Source organism: Myxococcota bacterium (assembly GCA_039030075.1).
Taxonomy (GTDB): Bacteria; Myxococcota_A; UBA9160; order UBA9160; family SMWR01; genus JAHEJV01.
Window position 1 is genome coordinate 39674 of sequence record JBCCEW010000031.1, and the last position, 21470, is coordinate 61143.

Sequence of the window (21470 nt, forward strand, 5' to 3'; positions counted from 1 at the left end):
CGCCGGTACGGGTTGCGCGACCTTTCCCCGGAACCGGGTGTCAGGGGGGATCCATGAAGCCGGCACAGCGCGTCCTGGTCCTGGACGAAGACCGCGCCACGCGCGAGAGCATCCGAGATGCCCTCGCCGAGGCGGGCATCGGCAGCGAGCTCGCGACCACGGCGAGTGAGGCCCAGAAAGCCATCGAGGATCCCCGCGTCGCTTGCGTGGTGCTCGACGTGCGCGCCGGGGCCCAGGATGCGCTCGGGTTGCTGGCCTGGCTCCAGGAGCAGCAGCCGAGCCTGCGGATCATCGCTCTGGCCGGCCATGTCGATCAGGACCTCGTGCTCGAGGCGCTGCGGCGCGGCGCGTGTGACTACCTGGCGAAGCCGATCCATCCCGAAGAGCTGCGACTCGCCATCGAGCGCGCCTTCGAGGGGCAAGCCCTGTCGGCGGGTTGGGACTCGCTGCGTCATCGCCTCGCGCGGTTGGCCGAGCACGTAGAGGGTCTCGAGCGCAGCGCGCGAGAAGAAGACGAGGACGCGCTCCTGCGTCGGTTGGTGCTCGCGGCGGGCGACGTGCTCGATGCGCAACGCGTCTCGGTGCTGCGCCTGGTGCCCGAGGGACGGCTGCGGGTCGTCGCCAGCGAGGGATTGCCGGCGCCCGAGCACGATCTGGACGAAGCCCTGGTCGACGAGAGCGTCGCCGGGTTGGCGCTCCGGGAGGGCTACGCCCTCGCCATCGAGAACATCGAGTCCGATGCGCGCTGCGTCGGACGCGGCCAGCGTCCTCACTACGGCAGCGCGTCGGTCGCGCTCGCGCCCCTGCTCGGCGACTCCGGTGCGCTCGGCGTGCTGTGTGCCACCGACCGCGCCGACGGTGGCGTCTTCGGCGAGGAGGACGTGTGTCTCCTGCGGCTGCTGGCGCAGGCGGCGCAGGGCGCCTGGGCGCGCTTCCACGCGGCACCCTCCGAGGCGGTGCCCAGTGGCGAAGATCCCCACCTCGAGCTCGTGCGCGAGATCTGCGACGGCATCACCCGTGAGCTCGACCCCGAGCGCGTGCTGCAGGCCGCCCTGCGGCCCGTCGCCCGGATCGCCTCGGCCCGCGTCGCCTCGCTCTATCTCGTCGACGCTCGCGGTCGGCTCGCGCGCCAGGCCCAGTGCGAGGTGAGCGACGGAGACCATCCCGAGCTTCCGATCGACACGGGTCTGACCGCGAGCTGCCTGCACTCGGGCAGCCTGGTGGCCACGGACCACCCCGATCGCGACTCGCGTTTCGACGCGCGGACGGACGCGCCCGAGAGCGGAGTTGCCGGTCCGCTGCTGATCGTGCCGCTGCGGGTCCGCGAGCGCGTGCTCGGCATCGCACGCATCCACGCCGCGCCCGAGGCCGGCGCTTCGTCGCGGCTCGGTGAACTCGTCGCCGGACCGCTCTCCGCGGCGGTCCGCAACGTCCTCTTGTACCGTTCCCTGCTCGATTCCGTAGAAGACGTCGCCCGCGCCCGGCGCGAGGCGGAGGAGCGCCGCACCCCATGAAGGACCTGATCGACAAGGCCGAGATCCTCGTCGAGGCGCTGCCCTACATCCGACGCTTCGCCGACTCGACGATCGTGCTGAAGTACGGCGGCAGCGCGATGAGCGACCCCGCCCTACGCGCCTCGTTCGCTCGCGACGTGGTGTTGCTGAAGTACATCGGCCTGCGTCCGGTGATCGTGCACGGCGGTGGACCCCAGATCGGGCAGACCCTCGAGCGACTCGGCAAGGAGTCGACCTTCGTGAACGGCCTGCGGGTGACCGACGACGAGACGATGGACGTCGTCGAGATGGTGCTCGGCGGCAAGGTCAACCGGGAGATCGTGGCGCTGATCCAGCAGGCGGGCGGTCAGGCGATCGGCCTGACCGGCAGCGACGGTGACATGATTCGCGTGACGCGCCGCACGACCGAAGACCGCGACCTCGGCCGGGTGGGCCGCGTGCGCGGAGTCGACCCGGAGCCGATCACGGCGGTTTCCGACGCGGGCTACGTCCCGGTGATCGCCCCGATCGGGGTGGACGACGACGGCGTGACCCACAACGTCAACGGAGACGAAGCGGCGGGGGCCGTCGCCCAGGCCCTGCATGCGGCGAAGCTGATCTTGTTGACCGACGTCGAAGGTGTCCTCGACGGGAGCGGTCAGCTGATTGCGCAGCTCAGCGTGGCGGACGCGCGCAAGCACATCGACGAGGGGACGATCCGCGACGGCATGATCCCGAAGGTCGAGTGCTGCGTGGCGTCGCTCGAATCGGGAGTGAACCGAGCCCACATCGTCGACGGTCGGGTCCTCCACGCGGTGTTGTTGGAGATCTTCACCGACGGCGGCGTCGGGACCCTGCTCGGACGCTGACATGCCGAAGGACTTCCTCAGCCTTGCCGACTGGAGCGCTCCTGCGCTGCGCGAGATCCTCGCGCGTGCCGCCGAGCTGAAGCGAATGCACCACGCGGGCGAGCGACCGCAAACTCTGCAGGGTCGGTCGCTGGCGATGTTCTTCGAGAAGCAATCGCTGCGCACCCACGTGACCTTCGAGGCGGGGATGACCCAGCTCGGTGGCCACGCGATCTGGCTGCGGCCGGAACAGGTCGGCATCGGCACGCGCGAGACGGCCGCGGATGTGGCGGGGAACCTCTCGCGCTGGGTCGACGTCCTGGTCGCCCGTACCTACTCGCATCACCTGGTCGAAGAGCTCGCTGCCGAGGCGCGCATCCCGGTGATCAACGGCCTCACGGATCTCCTGCACCCCTGTCAGGTGATGGCCGACCTCCAGACCGTGGCCGAGCGCGCCAACCTGGACGACGCGGTGATCGTGTACATCGGCGACGGGAACAACATGGCCCACAGCCTGATGCACGGGGCCGCGGTGCTGGGCCTGGAGCTGCGCCTGGCGACGCCCGAGTCGCACCGTCCGGCGCGCCGGATCCGGAAGCGCACCGAGGAGCTCGCAGCCCAGAGCGGCGCGAAGCTCAGCTGGACCGAGGACCCGCGCGAGGCCGTGACCGGGGCCGACTTCGTCTACACCGACGTCTGGACCAGCATGGGCCAGGAAGACGAGCACGAGGCGCGTCTGCGGATCTTCGAGCCGTACCAGGTCAACGCCGAGTTGCTCCGCCTGGCTCCCGACGCCTGGGTGATGCACTGCCTGCCCGCCCACCGCGGCGAGGAGATCACCGATGAGGTCCTGGACGGCGAGCGCAGCATCGTCTTCGACCAGGCCGAGAACCGCCTCCACGCCCAGAAGGCGATCCTCGAGCGGGTGCTGGGCGCATAGTCCGAACGCCTGACCTTCGGCTCGAACCACTGCCCCCCGGGGTCCGCCGTCCTACGCTGCTGTGTGTAGATCGCTCTCCGCGGTTTCCCGGCCTGCCTCGAGGGTCCTAGAGGCAGCGGCCCGGAAGCGAAGCCCGCGAGCGGCCAGATGTGCCTCAGCTTTTCGCCGTAGCCAGCCGAAGAGCCTCCCACGTGGAGTCGAGGCGCGTGGTCTCGACCCGGGGGAGTGCATGCATTCCAGTGGCAGCGGAAACGACGCGGACGCGCGACGGCCGCGGCTTGCGCCCGGGTGGGAAGCACACGCGACGTCCTTGAGTCCATCGGAGGGGTTCTTGCTCTCGCGGATCGACGGACATACCAGCTGGGGCGTCCTGCGCCAGATTGGTGGGCTCATGCCCGAAGAGGTGGATCTCGCGCTCGAGAGCTGGTTGCAGACCGGTCTCGTGGTGCTGGACGATCCCGCGACGGGTGCCGCCGAGGCAGAGACCGGGAGCTCGGCTGCGGAAGCCGACGCTGCGCAGAGCGCCCCGACCGAAGCTCCGGCCGCCCCCGCCGGCCCGCCGCAGATCGACGACTCGGCGATCGACGCGTCGCTGGATCTCGACGTGGATCTGCAGAAGCGGATCCTCACCATGGACGCGACGCTCGGCCAGGCGACCTACCACGAGATCCTCGGGATCGAGCGCGGCGCCGACAACAAGCAGATCAAGCGCGCCTACTTCAAGCTCTCGAAGGTGTATCACCCCGACCGCTACTTCCGGCGGAACATCGGGGAGCATGCGACGCGCCTCGATCGGATCTTCAAGCACGTCATGGAGGCGTACGAACTCCTGTCCGACCCGGCGACGCGGACGGAGATCGAGCGCAGCATGGCGCAGGCCCCGACGTCCAGCGAGACGTCGGCGGCTCCCGCAGCCGACGCGAAGCCCGCGGAGAAGAAGCAGCGGCCGGCGGGCTACAAGAAGCCGACCCGCATGGAGAACCTCCAGCGGCTCCGCAACGCCTTCAAGATGCCCGAGAAGATGCAGGAGGAGCGGCGCTTCAAGTCGCGTCAGTTCTTCGAGGCGGCGCGCTCCGCCGCCGAGGGCAAGCGCTGGCTGGAGGCCGCTGCGAGCGCTCGACTCGCGATCGCCTTCGACCCGTGGAACCGCGAGTTGAAGCAGGAGTTCGCGAGCATCCAGATGGAAGTGAACGCCGTCCGCGCGGTCGACTTGATTCGGTCGGTCGAGGACGGCTCCGAGACCGAGGGCATCGCCGACCTGCTCGAGGAAGCGGTGAGCTATCGGCCGGCGGACCCGGACATCAACGGGCGCGCGGCGCAGCAGGCCCTCCGGTACGGGATGCTGAAGCCGGCGCTCGAATACGCGAAGTCGGCCTGTGAGCTGGAGCCCGAGAGCGGGCCCTACCACCTGGCGCAGTGCCGAGCCCTGCGGCGCCTGGGGAAGCTCGAGGCCGCGAAGCGGGTATTGACGGTCGCCGGCAAGTTGTTGCCGGGCGACCCGGAGATCGCCGAGGAGCGGAAGCTCGTTCGGCTGGGACGGAAGCGCTGATCGGAGGCGAGAGATGAGTCGAGTCATTGGAATCGATCTCGGGACCACGAACTCCTGTGTCGCCGTCGTGGACGGCGGCAAGCCGGTCGTCATTCCCAACACGGGTGGCTACAAGACGAGTCCGTCGATGTTCGCCATCTCGCAGGATGGAAAGCGTCTGGTGGGGCACCTCGCCAAGCGCCAGGCGATCACGAACGCACAGAACACGGTCCACGCGGCGAAGCGCTTGATCGGACGTCGCTTCGAATCGCCCGAGCTGCAGAAGGCGATCGAGCTCTTCCCGTACAAGATCGTCGAAGGGCCGAACAGCGACCCCCGCGTACTGCTGGGCGACAAGGCCTTCAGCTGCTCGGAGATCAGCGGGATCATCCTGCGCGAGATGAAGCGCGTTGCCGAGGAGTACCTCGGGGAGCCGGTGTCCGAGGCCGTCGTGACCGTTCCGGCGTACTTCAACGACACCCAGCGCCAGTGCACGAAGGACGCGGGCAAGATCGCGGGTCTCGAGGTGTTGCGCATCATCAACGAGCCGACCGCTGCGGCGCTGGCCTACGGGATCGGCTCGACCGCGGAAGAGAAGATCGCCGTCTACGACCTGGGTGGTGGCACCTTCGATATCTCGATCCTCGAGCTCGCCGAGGGCGTCGTCGAAGTGCTCGCGACGGCGGGCAACACCTTCCTCGGCGGTGAGGACTTCGACCGGCGCATCGTCGAGTACGTGCTCGAGGAGTTCAAGAAGCAGGAGGGCCTCGACCTCCGCGACGATCTGATGGCGCTCCAGCGCCTGAAGGACGCTGCGGAGAAGGCGAAGTGCGATCTCTCCGCGATGGCCTCGACCGAGATCAACCTGCCGTTCATCACGAACGACGCGAACGGGGCACGCCACCTGAACCTCGAACTCACCCGTGAGACCCTCGAGGACCTGGTGGGCGACATCGTCAGCCAGACCATGAAGAGCGTGTCCCAGTGCGTCGAAGACGCGGGCCTCACGCCGGCGGACATCGACCACGTCGTACTCGTGGGTGGTCAGACCCGGACGCCGCTGGTCCAGAAGGCCGTCACCGACTTCTTCGGAAAGCCGCCGCACCGCGGCGTCAACCCGGACGAGGTCGTCGCTGTGGGCGCCGCGATCCAGGGCAGCGTGCTCGTGAACGACGACAGCGACCTCTTGCTGCTCGACGTGACGCCGCTCTCGCTGGGGATCGCGACCTTCGACGGCCACTTCGCGGCCTTGATCGACCGCAACACCACGGTGCCGGTCCGGAAGTCGCACACCTTCACCACCACCCGCGACGACCAGTCGGCCGTGAAGATCCGGGTGCTGCAGGGTGAGAGTGAGCGCGCCGACCAGAACCATCTGCTGGGCGAGTTCGTGCTGAGCGACATCCCGCCCGCGAAGAAGGGCGAGCCCGAGATCGAGGTGTCCTTCGACATCGATGCGAACGGCATCGTCAACGTCTCGGCCCGCGACCTCGCGTCGGGGAACGAGCAGTCGATCACCGTGAACACGACCGGCACGCTCAGCGACGAAGAGATTCAGGAGATCATCTCCGAGAACGCGGACGTGGAACTGCCCGACGGCGTCTGATCCGCTGGCTCGGAAGGGAGAATCGCCATGACCCCCAGGTCCCGCTCATTGATGGATTTCATCCAGGCGCCGGTGCTCGTCGGCGATCCGGATGGCCGCGCCGTCTATGTGAACCCGACCTTCGAGGAGCAGTTCGGCGTGACCTCGGAGGAGGCCGCCGGCAAGCCGTTGGCGAACCTCTTCGAGGGGGGCGGACGCGAGGCGGTACTGCTCGCCGTGGCCCAGGTCTGTGACGGCAGCGCGGGGAGCGCGGCGCGCTTCAAGCTCCGCGTCGAGGACCGGGGCTACGCCGTGGTCGCCTCACCCGTGGAAGCCGACGGCGGCCGCGTCGGCGTGATCCTCTTGCTCACCGACGAGCCGCCCGGTGAGAACCGGCTGCAGACCTTCCGTCGCGAGATCGTCGAGCCCCTCGACGAACTCGACGCGTGCCTGCAGGGCCTGGCCGACGCCGGCCTCAGCGCCGATCAGCTCGTGCGTCTCCAGGAGGGCGCGACCGCCCTCGAGCGGATGCGCAAGTGGGCCAGCGCCGTCGCCGCCGGCCTGACCGAGGATTGCCGCTAGCGACGCGCCTACTCGGGCCGCGCCAGGCGCAGCCCCTGCAGTCGGATGAAGCCCGTCGCGTCGCTCTGGTCGTAGCCGCCCGCCTCGTCGAAGGACGAGAGGCTCTCCGAGTAGCGCGAGACCGGGGAGCGACGGCCACAGACCTGCACCGCGCCCTTGTAGAGCTTGAGGCGCGCGTCGCCGGTCACGCCCTTCTGTGACTCGGTGATGGCGGCCCGCATGAACTCCATCTCCGGCGCGTACCAGAAGCCGTTGTAGATCAGCTCGGCGAAGCGCGGCGAGAGGCGGTCGCGCTCGTGCATGAGGTCGCGGTCCATCGTGATCGACTCGACGGCCCGGTGAGCGGCGTGCAGCAGCGTGCCGCCAGGGGTCTCGTAGACGCCGCGCGACTTGAGTCCGACGAAGCGGTTCTCGACCATGTCGACGCGCCCGATCCCGTGCTCGCCGGCCAGGCGGTTCGCACGTCTCAGCAGGTCCGCCGGGGACAGCGACTCGCCATCGATCGCCGTCGGAACGCCGTCTTCGAAGGAGACGATCACCTCGCTCGGGGTGTCCGGCGCGTCCTCGGCGGAGCGCGTGAGGATGAACATGTCCTCTTCGGGGGCCCGCCACGGATCTTCGAGGATCCCGCCCTCGAAGGAGATGTGCATCAGGTTGCGATCGATCGAGTAGGGCTTCTCGAGCGTGGCGGTGGTCGGGATGCCGTGCTTCTGGCAATAGGCGATGCAGTCGGGCCGGGACTGGAGATCCCACTCGCGCCAGGGTGCGATGATCCCGAGCTCGGGGGCCAGCGCGCGGAAGGTCAGCTCGAAGCGCACCTGGTCGTTGCCCTTGCCGGTGGCGCCGTGGGCGACCGCGTCGCAGCCGGTCTCGCGCGCGACCTCGGCGTGGTGCTTCGCGATCAGCGGGCGCGCGAGGGCGGTGCCGAGCAGGTACGTGCCCTCGTAGATGGCGCAGCCCTGGATCGCGGGGAACACGAAGTCGCGCACGAACTCTTCCTGGACGTCGCGCACGATGCAGTCGAGCGCACCCGTGGCCTTCGCCTTCTCGGGAAGACCGGTGAGCTCCTCTTCCTGTCCCACATCGGCCGTATAGGCGACGACTTCGCAGTCGTACTGATCGATGAGCCAGTGCAGGATGACCGAGGTGTCGAGTCCGCCGCTGTAGGCCAGGCAAACCCGCTTGAAATCGCGTCGCGACATGGGGGACCTCCGAAGCGCGAGGACAGTAGCAGCCGCGCGCCGGGTCGCGCTGGCGCCGCCGCTCAGTCCTTGCGCGTGAGGAACGCGAGCAGCGACGGCAGGCAGAGGGGCAGGGGGTCGACCCGCGGAGCCAGCTCGCGACCGAGACCGAAGACCATCGAGAGCGTGCGCGCGTAGAGCAACAGCTCGGTGGGCAGGCGCAGGCCCGGCGTTTCGCGCAGCAGGCCCACCGCCTCGTCCTTGAGTGCGAGCACGGCCTGCCCGCGCATGCCGAGCGCGCCACCGCCCGCCGCGATCCGGTCGAACATGCCCTGCACGGCGCTCGCGACGCCCGGCCGCGCCCCGGCCTCGATGGCGCCGATGCGTTCCATGCCGTCGACGAAGCCGTCGGTGTCACGCTGCAGGAGCGCGAGCATGCCGCTGCGCAGTTCGCGTTTCAGGGCGTCGTCGAGGCGTCGCGAGAGACCGAAATCGACGAAGAGCAGGCGCGGGGCTTCGCGGGCTCCCGGCTCGTCGACGACGAAGAGGTTGCCCGGGTGAGGGTCCGCGTGGAAGAGACCGTCGACGAAGACCTGCTTCGCGTAGGCACGCGTGAGGATGGTCACGAGCGTCTCGCGATCGGCACCCAGCCGCGCCAGGCCGGTCTCGTCCTGGAGACCCACCGCCGGCACCGCGCGAACCGTCAGGACCCGGCGGCCCGAGTGCGACGCGATCACCTCGGGCACCACGATCGACGGGTCCGATGCGAGGTTCGTCGCGATCTCCGCCGCCACTGCGGCTTCGGCGCGAAAGTCGAGTTCCTGGCGGACGTGGCCAGCGAACTCGTCGAAGAGCGCCTTGGCGTGCTCTCCACGCTGCAGCAGCCGTCGGAACCCGAAGCGGAGCCAGGCCAGGTCCGCGTCGAGCCCCCGTTCCAACCACGGGTACTGGACCTTCACGATCACCGGATCGCCACCGTGGAGTCGCGCGCGGTGCACCTGGGCGACCGACGCGGCACCCATCGGTGTCGGGTCGAAGGCCTCGAAGCGCGCCTCGAGCGGCTCGGACCACTCGGCTTCCACGACGCCGCGGATCTGAGAGAAGGGCAGAGGAGGGACCGCGTCGCGCAGGCGCCGCAGCGCTCCGATGCTCGACTCGGGAAACCGGTCGGGCCGAAGGGCGGCGAACTGACCGAGCTTCGCGAAGGGACCCTTCAGTTGGCCACAGGCGTGGGCGACCGGGACGAGGGCGGCTGCCAGGGGTTCCGGGTCGCGCCGCAGGCGCGCGCGCAGCCACGCACTGCCGGCGCCGACGACGGCGCGAGCGAACCACCACGCCTGGGCCAGACCGGCGCGTCGGGCCCAGGTCCGATCGGACCAGGCCGGGCGGGCGGTGGCGGCAGACGGAGTGGGGGTCGGCGTTCCGACCGCCGCGATCCTCAAACGCATTCCCCCGCTGGCGCGCGCTTGGCTTCCCGTTGCGCGGCGTGCGCAGCGGGTTCGCGGTCGCGCTTCGTTCCGAGCCCGCTTGTCAGAGATGCGAGCCCGCTCGTCAGGAATCCGAGTCCGCTCGCCAGGAGTCCGATCCCGCTGGCCCAGGATCCGAACCCGCGGTCCGGCGTCGGGTTCCGCGTCGCTCTAGTCTATCGAAGCGCGTCGTGGTGCCGACGCGCGGGGGGAGTGATGCAGCAACGCCGCACGGGGGTGGCGCGGGCGCTCAGCGTCGCGTTGTGCGCCGGATTCGCGCTCTGCGCGGCCTGCGTCGACCCGCACCCCGAGCCGGCGCGCGACGGTTTGCCGCGAGACCTTTACGCGGTCGCTTGGCTCGACGCGCGGACGGCCGTGGCCGTGGGCGCGCGCGGAACCCTCCGCCGCTCCGACGATGCGGGGGCGCATTGGGAACGCCTGCCTTCGCCCGTGGAGACCGGTCTCTACGACGTCGCCTTTGCCGACACCCAACGTGGCTGGGCCGTCGGTCAACGCTCGGTGATTCTGCGCACCGACGACGGCGGTCGCAGCTGGGTGGCCCAGACCCATCCGCGGGCTGGGGAGGGCCTGCCGCTCCTCGCGGTGCACGCGCTCGACCCGGAGCGAGCGGTGGCGGTCGGGGCCTGGGGCGCCCGCATCTTCACGCGGGACGGGGGGGTCCACTGGGAAGACCACTCCCTCGTGGTGACACCGGAGGATCCGCGTTTCGCCTGGCTCGACGACGCCGACCAGGTGCGCGTGCTCGCCGGCGAACGGGTCTACGACGACGTTACACTCCAGGATGTCACCTGCCGAGCGGGCCCGGGGCGGTGCTGGATCGTCGGCGAGTTCGGCCACGTGCTCTCCAGCGAGGGTGGGGACGGCGCGCTCGCCCACGGCCGGATCGAGACCGGCGTCTCGCCACTCGAAGTGCGCTTCGAGGCGGGCAGCAGCGAACTCGGAGCCGAGGTGGAGCGGGACCTCGCCGCCTGGATCGAAGCGCTCACCGACACGGCGGACGCGCGGATCGAGTTGGGCTGGACGCTGGGCCCGGAAGCGCGCGGCGCCCCCGACCTCGCCGCCGCCGAGCGCGCCCTGGAAGCGGCGGAGGCGCGGCTCGCGGCGGTCCGTGCGCTCCTGTTCGAGGCCGGTTGGCAGGCGGAGCGGGTTCGCGAGCAGACGCCGATTCCCTGGGAGCGGCTCGAGGCCCCCGACGCCTCGGCGGACGTCACGGCCTGGCTCGGACGACACGCTCGCGAGCGCGCAGCCGTGACGCTCACGCTGCGGGCCGAGCCGATGCTCTTCGCGGTCGACTTCGACTCGGCTACGCGGGGTCTCGCCGTGGGCGGGGCCGGGGTCTGGCTCGAGACGAAGGACGCGGGCGCCCACTGGCGACCGGCGCGCCTACACGCCACCGACGCCCTGTTCGCGGTGGCGCACGGCCCCGACGGGCCCCTGCTCGCCGGGGCGGGCCCCCAGCTCTTCGCCCGGCAGAGCGGGACCTGGCGGCCGGTCCTCGCGACCTCCGGCTTCGTGCGCGATCTCGCGTTCCACCCCGGCGCGCCCTCGGTGCTCGCTGCGGGCGAGGACGGCCAGGCGATTCCGGTCCGCCTCGAGGGCGAAGCGGCCTCTCCCCGCTGAGCCGGCGCCGCTCGCCGTCACCCGGGGTGTTCGCCCCGCACCTCTCAAGCCGGCAACTCGATCGGCCGATCCCTTGGGTTGCCTCCAGACTTTCGGAGAGGGGCCATGGATCTCGTGAACGCACCCGCGCGGGTCGTCTGTGTCGACGATTCGCGTCTGACCCGCGCGCTCGTCCAGGACGCGCTCGAGGGGCGCGTACAGCTGGAATGTCACGAGAGCGCCGAGTCGGCCCTCGCATCGATCGAACGCGTGACGCCCGATCTGATCCTCTCGGACCTGCAGATGGAGGGGATGTCGGGGCTCGACCTGCTCGACCGCGTGCGGCGCAGCGTGCCCGACGTGCCCTTCGTCCTGTTGACGGCGCATGCGTCGGTCGAGTCGGCGGTGCAGGCGCTCCGGCGCGGTGCCACGGACTATCTCGAGAAGCCCGTTCAACAGGAGCACCTCGTCGCGCTCGTCGAACGGCTGCTCTCGCACCAGCGCCTGGTGCGCGACAACGAACGACTGCGAAGCGCGGTCCGGACCCTCGAGTCGTGTCGCATGTTGATGCACTGCCTCGACCCGGGCGAGGTCTACGCGGTCGCGCTCGACCTGCTACTCCCCGCCCTCGATCGCGAGCTCGGCCTCGCCTTCTTCCGTCGCGATTCCATCCAGGGCTCGGACGGGCTGGCGTTCCGCGGCTTCGACGAGGACCAGGCCACCGCGCTGCAGCAGCGTCTCCACGACCAGAAGCCCGACGGCGATCTCTTCTCGGTGCAGGAGGCGTGCGTGGCCGAGACGGGCCCCGTCGCCGACGCGCTCGCCGACATCGGCGTCGGAGCCGGCCCGGCCCTGTTGGTGCCGCTGCGCGGCGCCGAGTCCGAAGAGGGCTTGCTGTGGGTGCCCGAGCAGGGACGCCCGACCCGCGAGAGCGATCTCGAGAAGGCCCAGCTGATCGCGGCCCACGCAGAGCTCGCCCTCGCCAACGCCGAGCGGTACCACCGCGCCAAGGAGCGCGCGTTCATCGACGACGTCACCGAGGTCTACAACGCGCGCTACCTGCTCCAGGCGACCGAGCACGAGATGCGCCGGGCCGAACGCTCCAAGAAGGAGCTGTGCGTGCTGTTCCTCGACCTCGACCGCTTCAAGCGGGTCAACGACCAGCACGGACACCTGGTGGGTTCGAACGTGCTGCGCCACCTCTCCCAGGTGCTCCGCGACTGCATCCGTCAGGTCGACACCCTGGCCCGCTACGGCGGCGACGAGTTCACGATCCTGCTGGTGGACACGGGCCACGAGGGGGGCGTCGCCGTCGCCGAGCGCATCCGGCGGACCGTCGCCGAGACCGTCTTCGAAGGGGAGGGCGGGACCCCGATCCGCCTCACGATCAGCATCGGGGTGGCGACCTTCCCGAGCCACAGCGCCGATCGCGAAGGCATGCTCGACCTCGCCGACAAGGCGATGTACCGGGCGAAGTCGCTCGGCCGCAACTGCGTGTGCTCGGCCGCCGACCTGGATCGCTGAGCCCGCGGAGGCCCGCCCAGGCGTGGCAGCCGGCGGCTGCCTCTGCTAAGCAAATGCCCGTTTTTGCGAGGCTTTCCGAGGGTTCCCCCGACGTCGGCCCGCTCCTTCGGGGATCTCCCCAATAACCCCCCACAAATCCCCGAGTGGTCGCGGTCTCTGCTCCGAGACCCGCACGCGGGGGCCGACCGGGCCGCCGCCCCGCGGCGTCGCCCGGCGCGCGGGCCGATCCGGCCCCGCCCATCAGGAACCACCATGCCGACCCAAGGGATCTCCTCGTCGCTCCGGAGTGCCTCGTGAGCGCCCCGGACCCGGGCCTCGACGGCCAGGCCGGGCTCCGCCGCAGCCACGCCGCTGGCGACGTGACCCCCGCCCTCGTCGACCAGGAGGTCGTGCTCGGCGGCTGGGTGCAGCGACGCCGCGACCACGGCGGGGTCATCTTCGTGGACCTCCGGGACCGCGAGGGGCTGGTCCAGGTCGTCTTCAAGCCCGACACCTCGCCCGAGTGCCACGAGAAGGCCGGCCAGCTGCGGTCCGAGTACGTGGTGCTGGTGCGCGGCCGCGTCCAGCGACGCTCGGAAGAGACCATCAACCCGAACCTTCCGACCGGCGAGATCGAGGTGCTGGTCGACGAGCTCCGCATCCTGAACCGCGCGACGCCGCCGCCCTTCGCGATCGAGGAAGAGGCCGAGACCGACGAATCGACCCGGCTCACCCACCGGGTGCACGACCTGCGCCGCCCGCCGCTCCAGCGCGCCCTGCGCCTGCGCCACCGGCTCTACCAGTCGGTCCGGACGACCCTGTCGGGGCTCGACTTCCTCGAGATCGAGACGCCGATGCTCGCGAGGTCGACGCCCGAGGGTGCGCGCGACTTCCTGGTACCGAGCCGGCTCCAGCCCGGGGAGTTCTACGCGCTGCCCCAGTCGCCCCAGATCATGAAGCAGCTGTTGATGGTCTCGGGCTTCGACCGCTACTTCCAGATCGCGCGCTGCTTCCGCGACGAGGACCAGCGCGCCGACCGCCAGCTGGAGTTCACCCAGATCGACCTCGAGCTCTCCTTCGCCACCGTCGAGGACGTCCTCGAGGTGCTCGAGGAAGTGACCGTCGCCGGCTGCGCCGTCGCGGGCCTCGAACTCGAGCGTCCCTTCAAGCGCATCGGCTTCCAGGAGGCGATGGACCGCTACGGGATCGATCGCCCGGATACGCGCATCCAGCTCGAGCTGGTCGACCTGACCGACGCCTTCGCCGAGAGCGAGTTCCGCGCGTTCCGCCAGGTGGTGGACGGCGGCGGCATCGTGAAGTGCCTGCCGGTGCACGACGCCTCCGAGATGTCGCGGGGCCGGATCGATCGGCTCGAGTCCTTCGTGCGCAAGGAGCTCGGCGCGAAGGGCCTGGCCTGGATCCGCGTCGAGGCCGATGGCAACTGGCAGTCGCCGATTGCGAAGTTCCTGTCCGACGCCGAGAAGGCCACCATCACCGAACGCACCGGCGCGAAGCCCGGCAGCCTGATCTTCTTCCAGGCCGATGAGGCAGCGCGCGCCAACGCGATCCTGGCGCGTCTGCGCGTCGATCTCGGCGAGGAGCTCGGTCGGGTCGACGGCCGCGCCCACGACGTGCTCTTCGTCGTCGACTTCCCGCTCTTCGAGAAGGACGACGACGGCAAGCTCACCTACGTCCACCAGCCCTTCGTGGCGCCCCTCGAGGAAGACCTCGAGCTCCTGGCCAGCGATCCGGAGGCAGTCCGCGGCACCCACTACGACGTCGTCATGAACGGCATCGAGCTGGGTTCGGGGAGCCTCCGCAACCACCGCTCGGACGTCCAGCGCCGGATCTTCGAGATCATGGGCTACGCGAAGGCCGAGACCGAAGAGCGTTTCGGCTTCCTGCTCGAGGCCCTCGACGCCGGAGCGCCGCCCCACGGTGGCTTCGCCTTCGGCTTCGACCGCTGGGCGATGCTGCTGGCGGGGGCCGAGAGCCTGCGCGACGTGGTTGCGTTCCCGAAGACCCAGCGCGGCCAGGATCTGCTCATGCAGGCCCCGTCGCCGGTCGCCGGCGAGCAGCTGACCGAGCTGTCCCTGCGCGTGCGGGCTCCCCGAAAGGAAGGCAGCTGATGCGGCGGGCCCTGGCGGCCGCGCTCGGCGTGTGGGTCTTCGCCTTCGCGGCGGGCGCCCAGGCCGAGCGGGTGCACGTCGTCCAGCCCGGTGAGACGCTCTGGCAGATCTCCGAGCGCTGGGCCGGAGACGCCGATCGCTGGCCCGAGCTCTACCGGGCGAACCGCGACCAGATCAAGGATCCCTCCCTGCTCTATCCCGGGCAGCGGCTGGCGATCCCCTACGCCGAAACCGCCCACGAGGCCGGCGAAACCACGCCGCCGGTCTCGAGCCCGCCCGAACCCTGATTTCCCGCGGCCCCGACGGGCCGCGGGATGGCGCGTCGCAACAGATGCGCTTATATCGCCACGCTTCGTGAATCAGGCACCCGATCGATCGATCGGCCCGACCGTCCGAAGCACCCCCCAGCGCGCGGCCCCGCCGGGCGCCCCCACGAGAGGAAGAGGATCTCCCCATGGCACGCAACAAGATCGCCCTGATCGGGGGCGGCAACATCGGCGGCGTTCTCGCGCAGGAAGCCGCCTTCCGTGAGCTGGGTGACGTCGTGATCTTCGACGTCGTCGAAGGTCTGCCCCAGGGCAAGGCGCTCGACATGGCCGAAGGCGCGCCGGTACTCGGCGCCGACTCCGACATTTCGGGCACCAACGACTACAAGGACATCGCGGGAGCCGACGTCGTGATCATCACGGCCGGCCTCGCGCGGAAGCCGGGCATGTCGCGCGACGACCTGCTCAACACGAACTTGAAGATCATGAAGCAGGTGGCCGAGGGCGTGCGCGACAACGCCCCGAACGCCTTCGTGATCGTCGTGTCGAACCCGCTCGATGCCATGGTCTACACCTTCAAGGAAGTCTCGGGCTTCCCGAAGAACCGTGTGGTCGGCATGGCCGGCATCCTCGACTCGGCCCGCTTCCGCGCCTTCGTGGCCTGGGAGCTCGGCGTGTCGGTCGAAGACGTGAACGCGATGGTGCTGGGCGGCCACGGTGACACGATGGTGCCGCTGATCCGCTACTGCACCGTCGCTGGGATCCCGGTCGAGCAGCTGATCGCGAAGGAGAAGATCGACGCGATCGTCGAGCGCACGAAGGGCGCCGGCGGTGAGGTCGTCGGGCTGCTCAAGACGGGCTCTGCGTTCGTGTCGCCGGCCCTGTCGGCGATCGAAATGGCGGAGGCCCATCTCAAGGACAAGAAGCGCGTCCTCGCGTGCGCCTGCTTGTGCGAGGGCGAGTACGGCGTCAACGGACTCTATGTCGGCGTTCCCTGCATCATCGGGGACGGCGGCGTCGAAAAGGTGATCGAGGTGGAAATGGACGCAGAAGAACGGAAGCTGTTCGACGCCTCGGTCGAGCACGTGCGCACCCTCGTGGCCCAGATTCAGCTGTGAACGTCCACGAGTACCAGGCAAAGGGGCTGCTCCGGGACTTCGGTGTCGCGGTGCCGCAGGGCAAACTGGCCACCACGCCGGCCGAGGCCGAAGAGGCCGCACGCGCCTTGGGCAGCGACGTCGTCGTCGTGAAGGCCCAAGTGCACGCCGGCGGTCGCGGCAAGGGCGGCGGCATCAAGCTGGCGAAGTCGCCCTCCGAGGCGAAGCAGGTCGCGAGCGAGATCCTGGGCATGACCCTGGTCACGCCCCAGACCGGCGCCGAGGGCAAGGTCGTCCGCAAGGTCTACGTCGAGGAAGGCTCCGCGATCGCGAACGAGCTCTACCTGGCGATCGTGCTCGACCGCGCCGAGGAGAAGCTCGCGATCATCGCGTCGACGGAAGGCGGCATGGAGATCGAGGAGGTCGCCGAGAAGACGCCCGACAAGATCATCACCGTGCTCGTCGACCCGAACCTCGGCATCCAGGGCTACCACGCCCGCCGCGTCGGTTTCGGCCTCGGGCTCACGGCCGATCAGGTGAAGCAGATGGAGGTCTTCCTCGGCGGGCTGTACCGGCTCTTCGTGGAGAAGGACGCGTCTCTCGCCGAGATCAATCCGCTCGTGGTGACCGAGGGCGGCGATCTGATCGCGCTCGACGGCAAGCTGAACTTCGACGACAACGCGCTGTACCGGCACCCGGATATCGCCGAGTGCCACGATCCCGACGAAGAGGATGCGCGCGAGCTCGAGGCGAAGAAGATCGACCTGGCCTACGTCGGTCTCGACGGCGAGATCGGCTGCATGGTGAACGGCGCCGGTCTGGCCATGGCCACTCTGGACATGATCCAGGTGTGCGGCGGCAGCCCGGCGAACTTCCTCGACGCGGGCGGTGGCGCCGACAAGGAGAAGGTCAAAGAGGCCTTCAAGATCATTCTGCGCGACCCGAAGGTGAAGGCGATCCTCGTCAACATCTTCGGTGGCATCGTGCGCTGCGATCTGATCGCCGAAGGCGTGGTCGCGGCCGCTGACGAGCTCGGTGTGGAAGTGCCGCTGGTGGTCCGGCTCCAGGGCACGAACGCCGAGGAAGGGCGGGCGATCCTCGCGAAGTCGAATCTGAATATTACGCCCGCCGAGACGCTCGGCGAGGCGGGTGAGAAGGCCGTCGCGGCCGCGCGCGGTCAGGGGTAAAGCATGTCGATCCTCTGCGACAAGAACACGAAGCTCCTGATCCAGGGCATGGGCCGCATGGGCCAGTTCCACGCGAAGCTCTCCGTCGAGTACGGCACCCAGGTGGTCGGCGGCGTGGCTCCCGGCAAGGGCGGCCAGACGATCGAAGGCATCCCGGTCTTCGACACCGTGAAGGCCGCCGTCGATGCCACCGGCGCCAACGCGTCGGTGATCTTCGTCCCGCCGCCGGGTGCGGCGGATGCGATCCTGGAAGCGTCCGACGCGGGTATCGGGCTCGCGGCCTGCATCACCGAGGGCATCCCCGCCATCGACATGCTGCGCGCGAAGAACGCGCTCCACGACTCGCCGATGCGGCTGATCGGCCCGAACTGCCCGGGCGTCGTCACGCCGGAGCAGTGCCGGATCGGCATCATGCCGGCGCAGATCACGCGCCCCGGCCCGGTCGGAGTGGTGTCGCGCTCGGGCACGCTCACCTACGAGGCCGTCGACCAGCTCTCGCGCATCGGCATCGGCCAGTCGACCTGTCTCGGGATCGGCGGCGACCCGGTGATCGGCACGACCTTCGTCGACGCGCTCGCGCTCTTCGAGGCCGACCCGGACACCGAGGCGGTGGTGATGATCGGTGAGATCGGCGGCAACGCCGAGGAGACCGCGGCTCAGTATGTGAAGGACCACATGAGCAAGCCGGTCGTGGCCTTCATCGCCGGGCAGAACGCGCCTCCGGGCAAGCGCATGGGGCACGCGGGCGCGATCATCGCGGGCGGCAAGGGCGCCGCGAGTGACAAGATCGCCGCACTCGAGGCCGCGGGTGTGGGTGTCGCGCGCTCGCCCGCCGACATCGGCGAGACCCTGGCGAAGCACGCGCCGTCCCTCGCGAAGTAGCGGGGCGGCGCGTCGGCGCCGCAAGCCAGAGGAGGGCTTCGCGTGGAGCTCCTACTCGTGCGCCACGGGCTGCCCGAGCGTGTCGAGAACGAGGACGGTCGGCCGGCCGATCCCCCGCTCTCGACCGAGGGGCACGACCAGGCGGCGCGCGTGGGCCGCTGGCTCGAGTCGGAAGCACCGGGCGCGCTCTACGCCAGTCCGCTGCGCCGGGCCCAGGAGACCGCAGCGCCCCTGGCGGGCACGCTGGGGCTCGACGTCGGGATCGAGGCCGGCATCGTCGAGCTCGACCACCAGTCCGACTACTACATCCCGCTCGAGACGCTGAAGGCCGAGGACTACGAGCGCTGGCAGGCGCTCATCCAGCGCGGCGAGCTCTACGCAGGCGTCGACATGGAGCGCTTCCGCCGGGACGTGGTCGACTGCATCGAGGCGTTGATCGCGAAGCACGCGGGACAGCGGATCGCGATCTTCTGCCACGGCGGCGTGATCAACGCCTGGGCCGGGCACGTGCTCGGGATCGCGGACCCGTTCTTTCTCGACGTCGGCTACACCGGCGTCAGCCGCTTCCTGGCCGCTTCGAGCGGCGAACGCAGCGTGCGCAGCCTGAACGAACTCGCCCACCTGCGCGACGCCTAGCGCCGCGCGACGCGGGCGCTCCGGCTAGGCGCCGTCGACGGTCCAGGTGTCGCCCGAGTGGAGCAGGGCGGCGAGGTCACCGGCGCCCTTCTTGGCGACCGCAGCCTCGACCTGCTGCTCGAGCAGGGCCTCGTAGGCCGGCTTCTCCACCGCGCGGAACACGCCGATCGGCAGCGGGAAGGACGGGCGCTGGAGGCTCGCCAGCGCGAACGCGTAGGCCGGGCTCTCGTGGCGCTCATGGTGCACGGCGACGCCCTTCGCGGCGGGGTCCTCGTCTTCGCCGAGCGCAACGATCGAGGGGATGCCGTTCTCGATGCGGATGCCGCGTCGCTGGTCGGGCGGTCCCCAGACCAGCGGCTGGCCGTCTTCGAGCACCAGCGACGCCTCGATGCGCTGCTTGCGGTCCTCGAGCTCGATCCATTCGTCGTCGTTGAAGACGGGGCAGTTCTGCAGGATCTCCACGAACGCGGTGCCCTGGTGCGCGTGGGCGCGGCGCAGGGTCTCCTGCAGGTGCGGCGCGTTGGTGTCGACGGTGCGGGCGACGAAGGTCGCGCTGGCCCCGAGAGCGAAGGCGACCGGATCGATCGGATGGTCGATCGCGCCGTCGGGCGTCGACTTCGTCTTCATCCCGACCAGCGAGGTCGGCGAGTACTGGCCCTTCGTCAGGCCGTAGACCCGGTTGTTGAAGAGCAGCACCTGGAGGTCGACGTTGCGGCGGATGGTGTGGAGCAGGTGGTTGCCGCCGATCGAGAGCCCGTCTCCGTCGCCGGTCACCACCCAGACCGAGAGGTCCGGCCGGCTGGCCTTGATCCCCGTGGCGAAGGCCGGCGCGCGACCGTGGATGGTGTGCATGCCGTAGGTGTTCATGTAGTAGGGGAAGCGACTCGAGCAGCCGATCCCGCTCACGAACACGAAGTTCTCCTTCGGGATGCCGAGCTCGGGCATCACCCGCTGCACGTTCGCGAGGATCGAGTAGTCCCCGCAGCCGGGGCACCAGCGGACTTCCTGGTCCGAGGAGAAATCCTTGCTGGTGAGCTTCACTGCGCTTTCGGCCATCGGTACGTGCCTCGGAATTCGAACGGGTTCGGTTTTCGGGCGAGCAGGGCGTCAGGCCAGGAGCGTGTCGATCCGGGCCCGGATCTCCTGCACCTGGAAGGGCTGCCCCTGCTGCTTGATCAGGGATTCCGCCGGGATCAGGAAGCGACTGCGCAGGAGCATGTGGAGCTGGCCACCGTTGAGCTCGGCGACCAGCACCTTCTCGAAGCGCCGCAGGACTTCCTCGAGATTCGACGGGAACGGGTTCAGGTGGCGCAGGTGGATGCTGGACACGGCCTGGCCGGCCTCGCGCGCCTCCTCGACCGCCGAGGTGATTGCGCCCTCGGTGCCGCCCCAGCCGACCACGAGCAGATCGCCGCGATCGCCGCCGTGGATCTCCACCGGCGCCAGGTCCTGGGCGATGCGCGCGACCTTCTCGGCGCGCAGCTCGAGCATGCGCTCATTGTTGGCCGGGTCGTAGGAGACGTTGCCGGTCTCTTCCTGCTTCGAGAGGCCGCCGATGCGGTGTTCGAGGCCGGGCGTACCCGGGATCGCCCACGGCCGCGCGAGGGTCTCGGGGTCGCGCTCGTAGGGCTGAAAGCCTTCCGCCTCGGTGCGGTAGGTGACCGGCGCGCGCCGCAGGCTGTCGACGTCGGGCACCAGCCAGGGCTCGGCACCGTTGGCGAGGTAGCCGTCCGAGAGCACGATGACCGGGGTCATGTACCGCACGGCCAACCGGAACGCCTCGAGCATCGTGTAGAAGCAGTCGCCCGGCGACGAGGCCGCGAGCACCGGAACCGGGCTCTCGCTGTTGCGTCCGTGGAGCGCGAGCAGCAGGTCGGCCTGCTCGATCTTCGTGGGCATGCCCGTCGACGGGCCCGAGCGCTGGATGTCGACGACCACCAGGGGCAGCTCGGTCATGACCGCGAGCCCGAGCGCTTCCTGCTTGAGCACCATGCCCGGGCCGCTGGTCGTCGTGACGGCGAGGTCCCCGGCGAAGGCCGCGCCGATCGAGGCGCTGATCGCCGCGATCTCGTCCTCGGCCTGGAAGGTCTTGACGCCGAAGTGGCGGTAGCGCGCCACTTCGTGAAGCACGTCACTCGCCGGCGTGATCGGGTAGGCGCCCAGGAACACGGGGCGTTCCATCTGGACCGCCGCGCCCACGATGCCCCAGGCGAGGGCCTGGTTGCCGGTGATGTTGCGGTAGGTACCCGGCTGGATCTTCGCCTTCGGGAGCACGAAGGAGCGCGAGAAGAGCTCGGTGGTCTCGCCGAAGGCGTGGCCGGCCTTCAGGACCTTCTGGTTCGCCTCGAGCACAGCGCCGCTGAAGCGGGACTCGAGCCAGCGCAGCGTCGGCTCCATCGGTCGGTTGTAGAGCCAGAACATCAGCCCGAGGGCGAAGAAGTTCTTCGAACGATCACCGTCCTTGGAGCCGAGGCCGAGGCCCTGGACGGCTTCCCGGTTCAGGCTGGTGATCGGAATCTCGACGAGC

At 69.8% G+C, this 21470-nt stretch carries 18 protein-coding genes; 14 read left to right on the forward strand and 4 right to left on the reverse strand.

Annotation, left to right across the window (positions count from 1 at the left end; all coding sequences use genetic code 11):
• The first annotated feature begins 53 nt into the window (after nt 1–53).
• From AAF430_23500 to AAF430_23525, 6 genes are all read left to right on the forward strand, one after another.
• Nucleotides 54–1514, forward strand: coding sequence for a GAF domain-containing protein (locus AAF430_23500; GenBank protein MEM7413216.1), 1461 nt, complete (start codon nt 54–56; stop codon nt 1512–1514).
• Nucleotides 1511–2362 (forward strand): acetylglutamate kinase, encoded by an 852-nt coding sequence (argB, locus tag AAF430_23505; GenBank protein MEM7413217.1) that lies wholly within the window; start codon nt 1511–1513, stop codon nt 2360–2362. The genes AAF430_23500 and argB overlap by 4 nt, the downstream gene beginning before the upstream one ends.
• Nucleotide 2363: 1 nt before the next feature.
• Nucleotides 2364–3281: an ornithine carbamoyltransferase gene (argF, locus tag AAF430_23510; protein ID MEM7413218.1), complete on the forward strand. Its 918-nt coding sequence runs from the start codon at nt 2364–2366 to the stop codon at nt 3279–3281.
• 331 nt (nt 3282–3612) lie between these two features.
• Nucleotides 3613–4830: a DnaJ domain-containing protein gene (locus AAF430_23515; GenBank protein ID MEM7413219.1), complete on the forward strand. Its 1218-nt coding sequence runs from the start codon at nt 3613–3615 to the stop codon at nt 4828–4830.
• Between the two features lie 13 nt (nt 4831–4843).
• A complete protein-coding gene (gene dnaK / locus AAF430_23520; GenBank protein MEM7413220.1) occupies nt 4844–6415 on the forward strand; it encodes a molecular chaperone DnaK in 1572 nt (523 codons plus the stop codon).
• 27 nt (nt 6416–6442) lie between these two features.
• Nucleotides 6443–6976 carry a PAS domain-containing protein gene (locus tag AAF430_23525; GenBank protein ID MEM7413221.1) on the forward strand — a complete coding sequence of 178 codons (534 nt, stop codon included), beginning with the start codon at nt 6443–6445 and terminating at the stop codon, nt 6974–6976.
• A gap of 8 nt (nt 6977–6984) precedes the next feature.
• On the opposite strand, the gene AAF430_23530 is transcribed toward AAF430_23525, so the two are convergent.
• Together AAF430_23530 and AAF430_23535 are read right to left on the reverse strand one after the other, a co-directional pair.
• The gene (locus AAF430_23530) at nt 6985–8178 is read right to left on the reverse strand and encodes an argininosuccinate synthase (GenBank protein MEM7413222.1); all 1194 of its coding nucleotides are present in this window, start codon (nt 8176–8178) and stop codon (nt 6985–6987) included.
• Nucleotides 8179–8240: 62 nt separating this feature from the next.
• Nucleotides 8241–9599 (reverse strand): AarF/UbiB family protein, encoded by a 1359-nt coding sequence (locus AAF430_23535; protein ID MEM7413223.1) that lies wholly within the window; start codon nt 9597–9599, stop codon nt 8241–8243.
• Nucleotides 9600–9839: 240 nt separating this feature from the next.
• Here AAF430_23535 and AAF430_23540 point away from each other — a divergent pair, with 240 nt between their 5' ends.
• The 8 genes from AAF430_23540 to AAF430_23575 all read left to right on the forward strand — a co-directional run bounded on the left by AAF430_23540 (nt 9840) and on the right by AAF430_23575 (nt 18943).
• Complete coding sequence (locus AAF430_23540; protein MEM7413224.1) at nt 9840–11264, forward strand: YCF48-related protein; 1425 nt, start codon at nt 9840–9842, stop codon at nt 11262–11264.
• 105 nt (nt 11265–11369) lie between these two features.
• Entirely contained in the window at nt 11370–12767 is a 1398-nt protein-coding gene (locus AAF430_23545; GenBank protein MEM7413225.1) for a diguanylate cyclase, read from the forward strand.
• 293 nt (nt 12768–13060) lie between these two features.
• Entirely contained in the window at nt 13061–14875 is a 1815-nt protein-coding gene (gene aspS / locus AAF430_23550) for an aspartate--tRNA ligase (protein MEM7413226.1), read from the forward strand.
• Nucleotides 14875–15162: a LysM peptidoglycan-binding domain-containing protein gene (locus tag AAF430_23555; protein ID MEM7413227.1), complete on the forward strand. Its 288-nt coding sequence runs from the start codon at nt 14875–14877 to the stop codon at nt 15160–15162. Before aspS ends, AAF430_23555 begins: the two co-directional genes overlap by 1 nt.
• 167 nt (nt 15163–15329) lie before the next feature.
• On the forward strand, nt 15330–16259 hold the full coding sequence (mdh, locus tag AAF430_23560) for a malate dehydrogenase (GenBank protein ID MEM7413228.1): 930 nt from the start codon (nt 15330–15332) through the stop codon (nt 16257–16259).
• Nucleotides 16256–17425, forward strand: a complete 1170-nt coding sequence (gene sucC / locus AAF430_23565) for an ADP-forming succinate--CoA ligase subunit beta (GenBank protein ID MEM7413229.1) — start codon at nt 16256–16258, stop codon at nt 17423–17425. Before mdh ends, sucC begins: the two co-directional genes overlap by 4 nt.
• 3 nt (nt 17426–17428) lie before the next feature.
• Nucleotides 17429–18307, forward strand: a complete 879-nt coding sequence (gene sucD / locus AAF430_23570; protein ID MEM7413230.1) for a succinate--CoA ligase subunit alpha — start codon at nt 17429–17431, stop codon at nt 18305–18307.
• A 42-nt stretch (nt 18308–18349) separates the two neighbouring features.
• Nucleotides 18350–18943: a histidine phosphatase family protein gene (locus AAF430_23575; protein MEM7413231.1), complete on the forward strand. Its 594-nt coding sequence runs from the start codon at nt 18350–18352 to the stop codon at nt 18941–18943.
• Nucleotides 18944–18967: 24 nt separating this feature from the next.
• On the opposite strand, the gene AAF430_23580 is transcribed toward AAF430_23575, so the two are convergent.
• The gene (locus AAF430_23580; protein MEM7413232.1) at nt 18968–19999 is read right to left on the reverse strand and encodes a 2-oxoacid:ferredoxin oxidoreductase subunit beta; all 1032 of its coding nucleotides are present in this window, start codon (nt 19997–19999) and stop codon (nt 18968–18970) included.
• Nucleotides 20000–20050: 51 nt separating this feature from the next.
• Nucleotides 20051–21470, reverse strand: a 1420-nt coding sequence (locus tag AAF430_23585; protein ID MEM7413233.1) for a 2-oxoacid:acceptor oxidoreductase subunit alpha, incomplete at its 5' end; no start/stop codon positions are given.